General features: G+C 63.4%; 9 protein-coding genes and 1 pseudogene. 6 read left to right on the forward strand and 4 right to left on the reverse strand.

Annotated features, from left to right (window positions below; genetic code table 11):
• Nucleotides 1–151: 151 nt before the first annotated feature.
• The gene (locus tag IEQ11_RS05670) at nucleotides 152–1,096 is read left to right on the forward strand and encodes a lipase family alpha/beta hydrolase (protein ID WP_191823490.1); all 945 of its coding nucleotides are present in this window, start codon (nucleotides 152–154) and stop codon (nucleotides 1,094–1,096) included.
• Nucleotides 1,097–1,099: 3 nt separating this feature from the next.
• Nucleotides 1,100–2,119, forward strand: a pseudogene (locus IEQ11_RS05675) (lipase secretion chaperone).
• A gap of 196 nt (nucleotides 2,120–2,315) precedes the next feature.
• Here IEQ11_RS05675 and IEQ11_RS05680 read toward each other — a convergent pair.
• Entirely contained in the window at nucleotides 2,316–2,789 is a 474-nt protein-coding gene (locus IEQ11_RS05680; protein ID WP_082124157.1) for a DUF4426 domain-containing protein, read from the reverse strand.
• Entirely contained in the window at nucleotides 2,786–3,622 is an 837-nt protein-coding gene (gene proC, locus IEQ11_RS05685) for a pyrroline-5-carboxylate reductase (protein ID WP_057920929.1), read from the reverse strand. The genes IEQ11_RS05680 and proC overlap by 4 nt, the downstream gene beginning before the upstream one ends.
• A gap of 209 nt (nucleotides 3,623–3,831) precedes the next feature.
• Between proC and IEQ11_RS05690 the strand changes: the two genes are divergently transcribed.
• Entirely contained in the window at nucleotides 3,832–4,326 is a 495-nt protein-coding gene (locus tag IEQ11_RS05690) for a hypothetical protein (protein ID WP_191823487.1), read from the forward strand.
• Nucleotides 4,327–4,458: 132 nt separating this feature from the next.
• Here IEQ11_RS05690 and IEQ11_RS05695 read toward each other — a convergent pair whose 3' ends face one another.
• The gene (locus IEQ11_RS05695) at nucleotides 4,459–5,160 is read right to left on the reverse strand and encodes a YggS family pyridoxal phosphate-dependent enzyme (RefSeq protein WP_247024731.1); all 702 of its coding nucleotides are present in this window, start codon (nucleotides 5,158–5,160) and stop codon (nucleotides 4,459–4,461) included.
• Nucleotides 5,161–5,335: 175 nt separating this feature from the next.
• On the opposite strand from IEQ11_RS05695, the gene IEQ11_RS05700 reads away from it, so the two are divergent.
• The 3 genes from IEQ11_RS05700 to IEQ11_RS05710 all read left to right on the forward strand — a co-directional run bounded on the left by IEQ11_RS05700 (nucleotide 5,336) and on the right by IEQ11_RS05710 (nucleotide 12,684).
• Nucleotides 5,336–6,373: a type IV pilus twitching motility protein PilT gene (locus IEQ11_RS05700; RefSeq protein WP_036109068.1), complete on the forward strand. Its 1,038-nt coding sequence runs from the start codon at nucleotides 5,336–5,338 to the stop codon at nucleotides 6,371–6,373.
• Between the two features lie 105 nt (nucleotides 6,374–6,478).
• Nucleotides 6,479–7,645, forward strand: coding sequence for a PilT/PilU family type 4a pilus ATPase (locus IEQ11_RS05705; RefSeq protein ID WP_046655750.1), 1,167 nt, complete (start codon nucleotides 6,479–6,481; stop codon nucleotides 7,643–7,645).
• A gap of 266 nt (nucleotides 7,646–7,911) precedes the next feature.
• On the forward strand, nucleotides 7,912–12,684 hold the full coding sequence (locus IEQ11_RS05710; RefSeq protein WP_228464928.1) for an RHS repeat-associated core domain-containing protein: 4,773 nt from the start codon (nucleotides 7,912–7,914) through the stop codon (nucleotides 12,682–12,684).
• A 422-nt stretch (nucleotides 12,685–13,106) separates the two neighbouring features.
• On the opposite strand, the gene IEQ11_RS05715 is transcribed toward IEQ11_RS05710, so the two are convergent.
• The gene (locus tag IEQ11_RS05715; RefSeq protein WP_191823039.1) at nucleotides 13,107–14,033 is read right to left on the reverse strand and encodes a hypothetical protein; all 927 of its coding nucleotides are present in this window, start codon (nucleotides 14,031–14,033) and stop codon (nucleotides 13,107–13,109) included.
• Nucleotides 14,034–14,196 lie beyond the last annotated feature (163 nt).

Raw genomic sequence — 14,196 nt, forward strand, 5'->3', positions numbered from 1 at the left:
TAATCCGCACAAAGCCCGCCGCATTCAGCCCAATCCCGCCCGTTCATCACAATTCACCCCCGTATGGTGCGCTGCGGCGTGCCAGAACCATACCCATTCGTACAGTCGGCTCGTCAGTACCGCTGACGTCCACACACGATCGGGAGGGATCATGTCGCGACTCCGTTTAGGCCGCCTGCTCGGCGCGCCGTTGCTTTGGGCCGGGCTGTTGCTGGCCAGTGCGTTTCCGGCCGCGGCCGACGACTACACCAAGACCCGCTACCCGGTGGTGCTGGTGCACGGCCTGTTCGGTTTCGATTCCATCGCCGGGATCTACGGCTACTGGTTCGGCATTCCGCAGGCCCTGAGTTCCGGCGGCGCCAAGGTGCATGTCGCCCAGGTCACCGCGGCGCAGTCCAACGAAGTGCGCGGCGAGGAGTTGATCGATCAGCTCGAAACTCTGCAGGCGCTGCACGGCTACAGCAAGTTCAATCTGATCGGCCACAGCCAGGGCGGCCCGACCGCGCGTTACGTCGCCGCGGTGCGTCCGGACCTGGTCGCGTCGATGACTTCGATCGGTTCGCCGCACGCCGGCAGCAAGGTCGCCGATTTCGTCGGCACCGCCTTGCCCGAAGGCTCGCCGTTGCGCCCGCTGGTGGCGTCGTTCGTCAACGCCTTCGCCGATCTGATCGGACTGGTGTCGGGCAGCAACACGCCGCAGGACTCGCTGGCCGCGTTGAAGGCGCTCGACAGCGCCGGCTCGGCGCGGTTCAACGCGCGCTATCCGCAGGGCAAGCCGAGCACCGCCTGCGGCGCGGGCGCGGCCAAGGTCAACGGCATCGGCTACTACTCGATGGGCGGCACCTCGCGTTCGACCAACGTGTTCGACGGATCGGACGTGGCGATGGTCGCCGGCGGCCTGTTGTTCAGCGGCGAAGCCAACGACGGTCTGGTCGGCCGTTGCTCCTCGCATTGGGGCCAGGTGCTGCGCGACGACTACGACTGGAATCACCTCGACGAGGTCAATCAGATCGCAGGTTTGCGCGGGGTGTTCAGTTCGAGCCCGACCAGCGTGTACCGCGCTCATCTCAACCGCCTCAAGAACGCCGGTCTGTAATCGATGCGGCCGAAGGCGCTCACGATCGCGGCGGGCCTTGCGCTCGCCGCGGTCGTTTCGGCGTGGTGGTGGGGCTCGGCCCCGTGGATCGGTTCCAAGCCGCTGGTCAGCGAGGTCGATGCCGGTCCGATCAGCGATCCGGGCGAATCCGCGCCGCAGGACGAACGCACCGCGATTGCGTCCGCGACCGCGCTGTCGTCCGGCGATTCGCTGCGCGATACCGAAGTCGATGGCGCGCTGCGCCTGGACGCCGGCGGCCAGCCCTTGCCCGATCGCGAACTGCGCCGCTTGTTCGATTATTTCCTGGCCCGCAGTGGCGAGCAGTCGCCCGAAGCGATCCGTTCGGCCTTGCTCGGGTATTTGCAGGGACACGCGCCAGCGCCGGGATTGCGACCCGAAGCGCTGGCGACGGTGCTGGCCTGGTTCGACGCCTATGTCGCCCTGGAACGCGACTCGATCAGCATCGCGCAGCGCGAAACCGAGCCGGCGGCGGCGATGGCGCGGGTGCGTGCCTTGCGTCGCGAACGTCTGGGTCAGGTGCTCGCGGACAACTGGTACGCGCAGGAAGAACGCGACTACGACCGCGCCGATGCGCGGCGCAAGCTGTGGGCCGATCGCAGCCTCGCCCCGGCTATCCGCGAACGCCGCCTGGCCGAACTCGACGCCGATCTGGACCCGCAACAGCGCGAACTGTAGGCGCAGAGCGCGCAACTGGACGTGGCGATGCAGCAAAGCCGCGAGTTCGAACGCAATCGCACCGATGCGGGTACGCGTTTCGTCGAGCGCGAAGCGCTGTATGGCCGCGAGGCCGCGCAACGTCTGGCCGAGCTCGATCAACGCAAGGCGCGGTGGAACGACCGCGTGCGCAGTTACGCCGCGCAACGCCAGCGGGTGCTGGCCGATGTCGGCCTCAGCGATGCGCAGCGTCAGCAGCGCTTGTCCGGCTTGATGCAGGGATTCGATCCGAACGAACGTCGGCGGGTGGATGCGCTGACGCGTAACGGGATGTTGCCGGGGCAGTGAGGTCGGGCGATTGGTTTCGTGGGTGTTGCTTGCGCCGTTGGTGAAATGGCGTGGTCGCGGCTCGCGCCGCTCCTACAGGGAGCCCATGTAGGAGCGGCGCGAGCCGCGACCGCGAAACTACGCATGCATCGATGCCCTGAGGTCGTAGCGACGGCTAAGAAAATAAGGTCTATTCGAGCCGCGCCGCGATGCAACCTCAGAAAAAATCGCGATTGAACTTCAACACATGCCGCTTGCCGTCCTCGCCCAACACCGTCACCTCGAAGCGCAGCGTATCGGGCGGCGACACCGTCGCCACCCCGACGTAGTCGAGCAGCTCGCCATCGCGCATTTCGCGCACGACCACCTGCTGCTTGCGGCCGAGCAGGTCGCCGACATCGATGGTGACCTTCGCCGGCAACGACACCGAGGTCGCGTCGTCGCCCTTGCGCAGCGACACCACCACCAGCACGGTGCGCGCGTCGTGGGCGGCGCCGTAACGCTGGGCGATGGCCGGCGACAACTGCCCGGTCTGGATCGCGCTGGCGCGAATGCTGACATCGCCCGCGCGCACCACTTCCTCGCTACGCGCGGCGTTGCCGTCGGGCTGCCGGGCCGAGGGCTCGCGCCCGCAGCTCGCGAGCATCGCCACTACGCAAGCGGCGATGAAATATCGGGCGACGCGGTTCATTCGTTGGCCGCCGACAGTTCGCGTCCGCGCCGGGTCGCCGCGGCGATGGCGCTATCGACCAGATCGCGGAAACCGCCCGCTTCGAACGTCTCGATCGCGGCCTGAGTGGTGCCGCCGGGCGAGGTCACGCGCGCGCGCAAGACTTCGGCGGGTTCTTCGCTTTGGGTGAGCATGGTCGCCGCGCCGAGCAAGGTCTGCCGCACCAGCGCGCGCGCCGCGTCGGCCGACAGGCCTTGCGCCTGGCCCGCCTGCTGCATCGCTTCGGCGAGCAGAAATACGTAAGCCGGACCGCTGCCGGAGACCGCGGTGACCGCGTCCATCTGGGTTTCTTCATCGATGCGCACGGTCGGCCCGACCGCGTCGAGCAGGCCGGCGGCCTGATCGAACCGCGGCGCGGCGGCGGCATTGGCGTACAGGCCGGTGATGCCCACGCCGAGCAAGGCCGGCGTGTTCGGCATCGCCCGCACAACCGCGACCTCGCCGCCGAGCCAGCGGTCGAGCTGACTGGCGGTGATGCCGGCGGCGATCGAAATCGCCAGCGGCCGTTGCGCGCGCGCCTGTTCGGCCAGGGACGCGCAGACTTCGCGCATCACCTGCGGCTTGACCGCCAGCAACCATACCGACGCGCCCTCGGCCGCGGCCTGGGCGTTGTCGAAACAGGCCACGCCGAAATCGCGCTGCAGCGCTTCGCGCAAGGCCGCGACCGGCTCGGCCACGCGGATGTCGCCCGCCGCCACGCCGCGCGCGACCAGGCCGCCGATCAGGCTGCGCGCCATATTGCCGCCGCCGATGAAGGCGACCGGGCCGATGGGAAGGGATGAGGGTTCGGACATGAGCGACCACGCGGTTGAAGAATCCGGCTCAGGATAACAACCGCGGTGGCTGTCCGCGGCTGCTTGGCCCGTGATCGCCGCGCTGTGCATGCGTTGGCGAATGCGGCGATCGACAGGCGTTCGAGCCGGCGCGGGCGTGCGCGGGCCACGCCTATCCGTCGGGTCTGTTCGATCAGCGCGGCGACGCGGACGAATCGAGCGCTGTCCGCATGCCGAAGCCGGTCGAGCGCACGGTGCTAACCTGCCTGCAGACGATCGATCCTCTCATCCCACCGTTTCAGGTCACCGCCGCCATCAGCATCAGCCTCTACTACGACGCGAAACGGGACTGTCGCTTGAACGACGCCGAAAACCGGCGACTGGATGCGATCGTCGCCGAATTCGGCAAGTCCGCCGAGATCGAGCGCCATGAGGCGTCAGGCAAGGGCCTCAACTGGGAAAGTTTCACCCTGTACGACGCGGACGGACTGCGCGACGGCAAGGTGCTGGCCGGCGCGACCAAGCTGCCCGACAACAAGGCGTTCGCGGTCCATCAGGGCGCGCGCCACTGGGTCGATTGCCTCAACCGGATCCGCCGCGAGGTATTGGCCGACGCGGTCTGGAGCGTGCAGATCGACGACAAGGCGCTGCTGTGGACGACAAGCGCGGCTGGCACGACGAGGCCTCCGACGGACTCGCCTCGTTGTGGCTGGGCTGCCTGCTGAGCGCCCCGTTCCGGCTGTTCGCTCGCTGAGCGACGTCACTGGCCGCATCCGGGACGCGCCGGCAGCATTTGCCGATTCCCGATTCCCGATTCCCGATTCCCGATTCCCGATTCCCGAATCCCGAATCCCGAATCACCCCGCCGCCCGAACCCGCGCCCCGAACAAGGCCGTGCCGATCCGCACCATCGTCGCGCCCTCGGCGATGGCGATCGCATAGTCGTCGCTCATGCCCATCGACAAGGTATCCACCGCCGCGCCGTGCTCGGCCGCGAGCGCGTCGAACAGCGCCCTGGCCTTGGCGAACGCCGGCCGCCGCAGCGCCGGGTCGTCGTGCGGGGTCGGGATCACCATCAGCCCGCGCAGCCGCAGCCGCGGTTCGGCCGCGATCGCCGCCGCCAGGGCCGGCGCGTCCTCGGGCCGGCAGCCGTGCTTGCTGGCCTCGTCGTCGATATTGACCTGGATCAGCACGTTCAAGGGCGCCGCCCGCGGATCGCGATGGCGGGCCAGGGCGGCCACCAGCTTGGCCCGGTCGACGGTCTGCACCCAATCGAACAGCGCCGCCGCCTGCGCGGCCTTGTTCGACTGCAGATGGCCGATCAGGTGCCACTCCAGCGCCAGACCGGCCGCGGCGGTGCCGGCCAGGGCCGCGTGCTTGGCCGCGGCCTCCTGGACGTAGTTCTCGCCAAACGCCGTTTGCCCCATCAAGGCCAGATTCGCGACCGCGGTCTCACCTTGGGTCTTACTGACCGCAAGCAATCGAGGAACCGGCCTGCCGGCGTCATGCGCCGCGCGCTGCAACTGATGCAAGATATCGTGCAAGACGTGCTCAGGCACGAGGGGAATCCTGTGATGAAGGGGCTGGATCGGCCATGCCGTTCGGGGGCTATACTGCCTCTTGGGGGTGGTTTGGTTCCAGCTTAGAGTTGCATCTGACCACAAAGCGGCTGGGCCCAATGTGGCTGGCTTTAACGGACCCGGCTGACGGGTCCCTGCAGTGCGGGGAGCACGCATGGATATCGCCGAACTACTGGCGTTCTCGGTTAAGAACAAAGCATCCGACTTGCATCTGTCCGCGGGCCTGCCGCCGATGATCCGGGTCGATGGCGACGTGCGCCGGATCAACATCCCGGCCCTGGACCACAAACAGGTCCATGCGCTGGTCTACGACATCATGTCGGACAAGCAGCGGCGCGACTTCGAAGAATTCCTCGAGGTCGACTTCTCCTTCGAAATCCCCGGCCTGGCGCGCTTCCGCGTCAACGCCTTCAACCAGAACCGCGGCGCCGGCGCCGTGTTCCGTACCATTCCCTCCGAAGTGCTGACCCTGGAAGACCTCGGCTGCCCGCCGATCTTCCGTCAGCTCATCGAACAGCCGCAGGGCCTGATCCTGGTGACCGGGCCGACCGGCTCGGGCAAGTCGACCACGCTCGCGGCGATGATCGACCACATCAACAAGAACGAGTACGCGCACATCCTGTCGGTGGAAGACCCGATCGAGTTCGTGCACACCTCGCAGAAGTGTCTGATCAACCAGCGCGAAATCCACCGCGACACCCACGGGTTCAACGAGGCCTTGCGCTCGGCGTTGCGCGAAGACCCCGACTACATCCTGGTCGGCGAGTTGCGCGACCTGGAAACCATCCGCCTGGCGCTGACCGCGGCGGAAACCGGCCACTTGGTGTTCGGCACCCTGCACACCTCGTCGGCGGCCAAGACCGTCGACCGCATCATCGACGTGTTCCCCGCCGGCGAAAAGCCGATGGTGCGCTCGATGCTGTCGGAATCGCTGCGCGCGGTGATTTCGCAGGCGCTGCTCAAGAAGGTCGGCGGCGGCCGTACCGCGGCCTGGGAAATCATGGTCGGCATCCCGGCAATCCGAAACCTCATCCGCGAGGACAAGGTCGCGCAGATGTATTCGGCCATCCAGACCGGCCAGGGCTACGGCATGATGACGCTCGATCAGCATCTGCAGGACCTGGTCAAGCGCGGCATGATCCTGCGCCCGCAGGCGCGCGAGTACGCGAAGGACAAGCGCCTGTTCGACTGATCGCGCGCGCCGGCGCCGCGCTGCGCGCGCCGGCTCGAGCCCTCGGACGAATCGGCCTTGGCACGATTCCCCCTTTAGCTCCAGACCTCCCGAGGAGGTAGCCCCATGAATACCCCGGCCCCGACCAACCCGACCACCGCCTCCGGCGCGATCGATTTCACCTCCTTCCTCAAGCTGATGGCGCACCAGCGCGCCTCGGACTTGTTCATCACCTCGGGCATGCCGCCGTCGATGAAGGTCCACGGCAAGATCAGCCCGATCACCCAGAACCCGTTGACGCCGCAGCAAAGCCGCGACCTCGTGCTCAACGTGATGAACCCGCAGCAGCGCGAAGAGTTCGAAAAGACCCACGAGTGCAACTTCGCCATCGGCGTGACCGGCATCGGCCGCTTCCGCGTGAGCTGCTTCTACCAGCGCAACCAGGTCGGCATGGTGTTGCGCCGGATCGAGACCAAGATCCCGACCGTCGAAGAACTGAACCTGCCGCCGATCATCAAGACGCTGGCGATGACCAAGCGCGGCATCATCTTGTTCGTCGGCGCGACCGGCACCGGCAAGTCCACCTCGCTCGCGGCGATGATCGGCTACCGCAATCTGAACTCGACCGGCCACATTATCACCATCGAAGACCCGATCGAATTCGTGCATCGCCACGAAGGCTGCATCATCACCCAGCGCGAAGTCGGCATCGACACCGACAGCTGGGAAGCCGCGCTCAAGAACACCCTGCGCCAGGCGCCGGACGTGATCATGATCGGCGAGGTGCGCACCCGCGAAGGCATGGACCACGCCATCGCCTTCGCCGAAACCGGCCACCTGGTGCTGTGCACGCTGCACGCCAACAACGCCAACCAGGCGATGGACCGCATCATCAACTTCTTCCCGGAAGACCGTCGCAACCAGTTGCTGATGGACTTGTCGTTGAACCTCAAGGGCGTGGTCGCGCAGCAGCTGATCCCGACCCCCGACGGCAAGGGCCGCCGCGTCGCCATGGAAATCCTGCTCGGCACCCCGCTGGCCCAGGACTACATCCGCGACGGCGAAATCCACAAGCTCAAAGAGCTGATGAAGGACTCCGTGCAGCTCGGCATGAAGACCTTCGACCAGGCCCTGTTCGAGCTGTACCAGGCCGGCGAGATCAGCTACGAAGACGCCCTGCGCTACGCCGACTCGCAAAACGAAGTGCGCCTGCGCATCAAGCTGGCGCAAGGCGGCGATGCGCGGACTTTGTCGCAGGGGTTGGATGGGGTTGAGGTGGCTGAGGTTAGGTGAAATCAGCTTGTTCACGAAGAAGCCCGGCAATGCCGGGCTTTTTTGTGGCTCCCGTCAATGTCGCGAGCTTTGAGACAGTGGTATGTGACTGTTTGCAATACGTAAGGCTCGTGTCTTGAAAGTTTGCATACGCGACTGTGATCATCTGTCTGGGACTTCTCCAGACCATGGTCTGGCCGCGATTCCTCGACATGCTTGGCCGACAGCGCATGCACAACCACGGATGTTCCGCCCTTCCCCGCGGATCTCTTCACCGGATGAATGACATGGTTTCCAGCGTTTCTACCCGCGCTCTGCTGCTGGCTTGTCTGGCTTTGGCGGCAACACTTGTGCCCAATCTGTCCCAGGCGGCCGATCGGTACTGCGCCAATCGCTACATGCCGGTGAGCCAGGAGTCGGCCTGCTTCAAGACCAAGGCCGAAGCGGAACAGTTCATTCGTACCGAGCCGGCCACACCCAGTGGTAACTCGCTGTTGGAGTTGAAGTCGACGACAGCGGGCGGTGGGAATTTCTCGGAAACCTACGCCGTAAAACCGGTGGCTCCCACGTTCTATGGAGATTATTACGTAGCCGACGACGAGTGGGGCAAGGGGCTCGGTTGTAGCTCGAACGGTGTGTTGCAACCGAATGGTCAGGTCGCTTGTGACGACGAAGATAAATTGGCGGCTGACATCAACGCCTCGTATACCGTCCCTGTCGTGGATCACTATTACGAGGGTTCTTACTATCTAGAGAATGGACCGGGTTGGGGAAACAGCGGGCAGTACGTTTATCTGCGACGCGACTATCCCTCGAACAATCCGAGCGCGCGCAAGTACTTTGCAAGGCTGTCCGCCAATGCTCTTAGATCTTGGCGTGTTCGACGCACGGATTGGTTCAAGTGCCCGGAATTATTCAAGGGAACATGGGCAAACCCCAGCGTCGACAAATGGCCCTACGCCTGCGCCAACACTTCGCGCGGCGAAATCTATTGGAAATCCGCTCAGCACGACTCATGCTGCAAAGATGGCAATCCCGCGGTCGCCGCAACCGGCAATAAGGAATATCGCGAATCCGATTTCGACTGGGAAGGCGGGGCATTCTCGCGCGCCTACAACTCGATCAACGACTTGGTTCTGCAGTCCGGCCTGACCGATAGCTGGGCGCATTCGTTTTCCACTCGGCTCATGATGTCCGCCGGCGCGCCGCAGATATGGATCACACCCGAAGGTTATCTCGAAGCGCTGAAGTTCAATTCGACCACCTCGTCCTACGCATCGACCAATCGACCCGGCGTTGTCCTGATCAAAGAGTCCGATGAGGTCGCCGCACAGCGTGGCCGCTGGCGTCTTTCCGCGGCTTCGCAGGGCTTGCAATGGTTTAACGACAGTGGGCGCCTGGTCAGCTTCGATCGCGCCGGTCGAGCTTTCTTTCTCGATTACTGCACCGATAGCGATGTCCAGTCCGGAACCTGTTTGGCTGCCGGCGATCTTCTCAGGGTCAGGAGCCCGTCAGGCCGCTCACTCAGCTTCGTCTATGCCGCCGCGATTGCGCCGCAACTCGATGACAACGGCATCCGTCTCGCGCGAATCACTGCCGATGGCGTGGTTCTGGCTGAGTATGTTTACGATGGTTTGGGGAGACTGACGCATGCCAGCAAGGCGGGCGACAGCGCAGGCGAGGGCAGGGAATATCTCTACGCCGAGGTTGGCCATCTGTGCCGCAACGCCGCCGGCACCACGGTGCCGGGATGCAATGTCGGCAATTTCAGCCATCACCTGACCGGTGTAATCGACGAGAACGGACAGCGCTACGCGACTTACGATTACGATGAATTTGGTCGAGTCGTGGTCAGCGATCACGCGGATGGCGCCGGCAAGGTCACGCTGACCTACGATGCTTCTGGCGGGACCACCGTGACGCTGCCGACGGGATCGGCCAAGGCTTACACCTTCTCCACGGAAATTTTTCGTCAGCCGACCAAGGTCGCTATGTCCGTCACCGACGGCTCGGTGGCCGGAACGGACACCGCGTTCTATAGCGGAAACCGGCGGCAGTGGAGCGAAGACGCACGTGGCATGCGGACCCAGTATACCTACGATCATTTTCACGAGCTTACGCGTAAGACCGGACTGGCTTCCGGAAACGGCAATGTAACGGCGTTTACCCGCACCACACAGACGGACTGGGTTCCGTCCTATTCGCTGCCGAGCGAACGACGCATTCTGGACAACGCTAATGCGTTGGTCGCCAAGTCGAAGTGGACCTACAACGATCGCGGCCAGGCCCTGACGTCCACGCAGGTCGATCCGGCCACCGCAATCGAGCGAACCGTAACCACGGCGTACTGCGATCCCAGCGACGTGACGGCCGGCATCTGCCCGGTCGTGGGGGCGGTCAAGTCGGTCGATGGTCCTCGCTCCGACGTAAACGATGTCGCCAGCTATACCTACTACGCGAACGATGACGCCGCGTGCGCCACGTCGCCGGCGACCTGCGCCTACCGCAAGGGCGATCTGTGGAAGATCACCAACTCGCTGGGACACGTTACCGAGTTCCTGCGTTATGACTACAGCGGCCGTTTGCTGTCGAGCAAGGACGCCAACGGTGTCGTCACCGATATGGAGTACCTGCCGCGCGGTTGGCTGGCCAGCACGAAGGTGCGGGGCACGAATGCAAGCTCCGAAACCGATGACGTGATCACCCGCTACGAATACGACCTGATCGGGCAGGTCAAGAAAGTCATCCAGCCCGACGGTGCCTTCATTCGCTACGAGTACGACGCGGCGCATCGCCTGACCGATATCTACGACAACGCCGGCAACCGCATCCACTACACGCTCGATGCCGCCGGCGCACGTACCAAGGAGGACACCAGCGACAGCACCGGCGCGCTGAAGCGCACGTTGTCGCGGATTTACAACCAGCTCGGCCAGCTGAAAACCGCGAAGACGGCCTACGATCATCCGACCGGCTTCACCTACGACGCCAGCGGTAACGGCGATGTCACCACCGATGCCCTGGGCCGCAAGGTCGACAACGATTACGACCCGCTCAACCGTCTGGCCAAGACGCTGCAGGACGTCGGCGGCATCAACGCCAAGACCGAATTCAAGTACGACGCGCTGGACCGGCTAACCAAGGTCACCGACCCGAAGAATCTCGATACCACATACTCCTACAACGGCTTCGGCGATCAGGTGCAGCTGACCAGTCCCGACACCGGCGTATCGACCTACACCTACGACAGCGCCGGCAATCGCAAGACCGAAACCGACGCGCGCAACATCACGCGTACCTACAGCTACGACGCGCTCAACCGCCCGACCGCCGTCGCTTACCCGACCACCAGCCTCAATGTCGGTTACGAGTACGATGCCGTGCCCACCGTTTGCGCGGTGGGCGAGACCTTCGCCAAGGGCCGCCTGTCGCTGATCACCGATGCGAGCGGCAGCACCCAGTACTGCTACGACCGCTTCGGCCGCATGGTTCGCAAGGTGCAGACCACCAACGGCAAAGTGTTCGTGGTGCGCTATGCGTACACACTGGCGGGGCAGCTGAGCAGCCTGACCTATCCCGACGGCGCGGTCGTAACGTATCAGCGCGACGCGCAAGGCCGCATCAGCCAGATCGACACCAAGCGCGCGGTTGCCGGCCAGACGACCGAAGTGCTATTGAGCCAGGCCACGTATCACCCGTTCGGCCCGACTGCGGGCTGGACCTACGGCAACGGCCGAACCTTCGCGCGACCGGTCGACCTGGATTACCGCACCATGGCCGTCATCGACCCGTCTGCCGGCGGCCTCTCGGTCGGCTTCGGCTTCGACGCGGTCGGCAATATCGACAAGCTAACGCCGGCGGGCGCGACCAATGCGCTGTTGACCTTCGGCTACGACGCGCTGAATCGATTGACTGCATTGCGCGATGGGCCGACCAACACGGCGATCGAGGCGTATACCTACGACGCCACCGGCAACCGACAGAGCGTCACTACGGCTAGCGGCACCAAGACGTATACGTATCCGGTCGACAGCCATCGTCTGATTCAGGCTGGTCCGGATAGTCCGCGTAGTTACGACGCCAGTGGCAATTCCATCCAGATCGGCGGCAACAGCTTTGTCTACAACGATGCCGGTCGTAGTAGCGAACTCAAACAAGGGGCCACCCTTGTTCAGACCTATGTCTATAACGGTAAGGGTGAGCAGGTTCGCAAGTATACCGCGGCCGATAATCGTTACACGGTCTATGACGAAACCGGCCATTGGCTGGGCGACTACGATGGAAGCGGGAACGTGATTCAGCAGGCGATCTGGATGGACTTGCTGCCTGTTGGCTTGCTGGATGGAGCTCAGTCGCAACAGATGCTTTATTACGTGGAGTCTGACCACTTAAGCACGCCGCGTAGTGTCATCAACCCCGCTTCGAACGTAGCGGTTTGGCATTGGGATTTGAAGGGCGAGGTATTTGGAGGGAGTCAACCCAGTCAAGATGCCGATCAGGATGGCAAGGCGTTCGTTTTAGACATGCGTTTTCCCGGTCAATTTATTAACTCGATATCTGGGCTCAGCTATAATTACTATCGCAATTATGATCCTGCTTCTGGGCGTTATGTTGAAAGTGATCCTGTTGGCCTCGCTGGCGGATTCAGTACGTACTCTTATGTATTTGGACGTCCCTTGCAGTTCATTGACCCGCGAGGTTTGGAGTCACAATGCGTCAATGGCGAAAACGCCATACGCGAATACAATATTGTTACAGGTAAAATCGAGAATATGGGTTATCGAGCGGCTGTATTTTGCAATGGCGGCGGTGGGTCGTGTAAGTACGCCTGCGTGAATGATAAGGCGAGGTGCGATACCCAAGTGGCTCTTTATCCATATGCCGCCGCTGCTGCGTGTGTCCTAATAAGTGGCGGGCGAAGTGGTGGGGTGGCTGGTTATAGAGCAAGCACGGCGTGTGGTTTTTTTACCGCGTCTATTGATTCCAGTAAGCTTCCGGATGCTTGTCGCTATATTTACCGCCAGTGTGTTGATCGATGCGATAATTGCGTGAAAGACTAGTTTTTGGACTAAGAGAATGAATTTATTTAAGACTTTTTTTTGTCTGGCGACTTCACTGATTCCTGTGGTTGGGGTTTTGCTCTTAGTAGGGGGCGAGCGGTTGTTCGCATCGGCGGAGGGGCGGGCAATATTTTTCTTGTCGCTGATAGTTGGAGTTATAATTCCGAAGGCTTTGAATGGCCGGAGTGGTGGCGGCTAGAAAATTTGTTTAGTTCGCTCCCGGCGACGTTCTCCAAGACGCTCTGCACGAGATCTTGGATAACGGAATAGGGGCGAAGTGGACTTTCGGAAATATTCTCTCTCGCTCCTGTTCGCTCGCCGAAGCGGACCGTCGATCTCAGACCACAAAGGTGGTGAAGACAAGAAGGTCGGGATCAGGCTGAGTTTCGCGACAGCGCCATGTCAATCGCCGCGACGATCAATCAAAACTTGATCCCGGCCCGCGCCCCAACATACCCGGTGACATCCCCGGTATTCGTATCCACGCTTACACGCCCCGTCAGCCCCACCGAGGTGGCGCCCTGGTTGAAATTCAGGCCGGTCTCGCCGGTGACATTGCTGACCCCATCGCGGCCGAAGCCCACGGTCCCTCGCGCATAGCCGCTGAGGTTTTCGGAGAAGTCGCGGGTCAGGCCCAGGCTCACGTTGCCGTTCTGGAAGCCCTGGGCGTTGAAGTTCGCGGTGCCACTGAAATCGAAGGCGTTGAGGTTGCCCAGGTCGAGGCTGCCCTTGACGGTCGCGCCGTAGTTCGGGGTCGCCTCGGGGCCGAACGGGCCGGCGGTGGCGCTGAGGTTGAAGCTGCGCAGGTCGTTGCTGTAGCCGATACTCCCGCTCACGGTGACGTTGGCCGGGTCCAGGCCGAAGCGGGCGTTCATGGTCGCGTCGAGCGAGCCGGTGTAGTTCAGGCCGACGTTGATGCCGACGTTGCTGATATCGGTGTTGGCGATGTCGGCGGCGTTGAAGCCGTCGATGCTGAAGGTCGGCGAGAAGGCGTTGAATTCTTCCACCGTCGGCGGTGCCGGGTTCGCGATCGCGGAAAGGGCGACATCGGCGTAGGTGGCGTTGGTCGGAACGCCGCCCAGCGTCGTCAGCGAGGAGAAGTCGAGCGCGGGTGTGTTGATCTGCATCGCGTTGAGTTGCGACAGCGCGCTCATCGGCACGCTCAGGTCGACCGGCGCGGCTTCGACCGTGGTCAGCGCGGGCGTCGGCGTGGCGTTTACCGCCGAGGCGGCCGCAGCGGCTTCGGCCGCGCGTTGCGCTTCGGCGGCTTCGTTGGCGGCCTGGCTTTGTTGAGCGGAGGCGGCGGAATCGTGCGAGGAGCCCGAGACTCCGGAACTTGCGTCTGCCATGAGAGTGCTCCTTGGGATGGGTCCCGTGAGAATCAGCCCTGATGAAAACGGTTTCAGTCAGCTCACCGTAGCAAGTCCCGCGGGTTGCAGAAACCTGGGGGCTGCCCTAGCCGCGGCGCGATCGGGGCGATGCGGGTTTTGGCTGGCGGCGACGCGAGGTCGG

Origin of the sequence: Lysobacter capsici (genome assembly GCF_014779555.2) — a bacterium.
GTDB lineage: Bacteria > Pseudomonadota > Gammaproteobacteria > Xanthomonadales > Xanthomonadaceae > Lysobacter > Lysobacter capsici.

Excerpts from the sequence above, each read along its gene's own strand:
- IEQ11_RS05670 (WP_191823490.1), top strand. The coding sequence starts at position 152 with ATGTCGCGACTCCGTTTAGGCCGCCTGCTCGGCGCGCCGTTGCTTTGG.
- IEQ11_RS05680 (WP_082124157.1), bottom strand. The coding sequence starts at position 2,789 with ATGAACCGCGTCGCCCGATATTTCATCGCCGCTTGCGTAGTGGCGATG.
- IEQ11_RS05710 (WP_228464928.1), top strand. The coding sequence starts at position 7,912 with ATGGTTTCCAGCGTTTCTACCCGCGCTCTGCTGCTGGCTTGTCTGGCT.
- proC (WP_057920929.1), bottom strand. The coding sequence starts at position 3,622 with ATGTCCGAACCCTCATCCCTTCCCATCGGCCCGGTCGCCTTCATCGGC.
- IEQ11_RS05700 (WP_036109068.1), top strand. The coding sequence starts at position 5,336 with ATGGATATCGCCGAACTACTGGCGTTCTCGGTTAAGAACAAAGCATCC.
- IEQ11_RS05715 (WP_191823039.1), bottom strand. The coding sequence starts at position 14,033 with ATGGCAGACGCAAGTTCCGGAGTCTCGGGCTCCTCGCACGATTCCGCC.
- IEQ11_RS05690 (WP_191823487.1), top strand. The coding sequence starts at position 3,832 with ATGCCGAAGCCGGTCGAGCGCACGGTGCTAACCTGCCTGCAGACGATC.
- IEQ11_RS05705 (WP_046655750.1), top strand. The coding sequence starts at position 6,479 with ATGAATACCCCGGCCCCGACCAACCCGACCACCGCCTCCGGCGCGATC.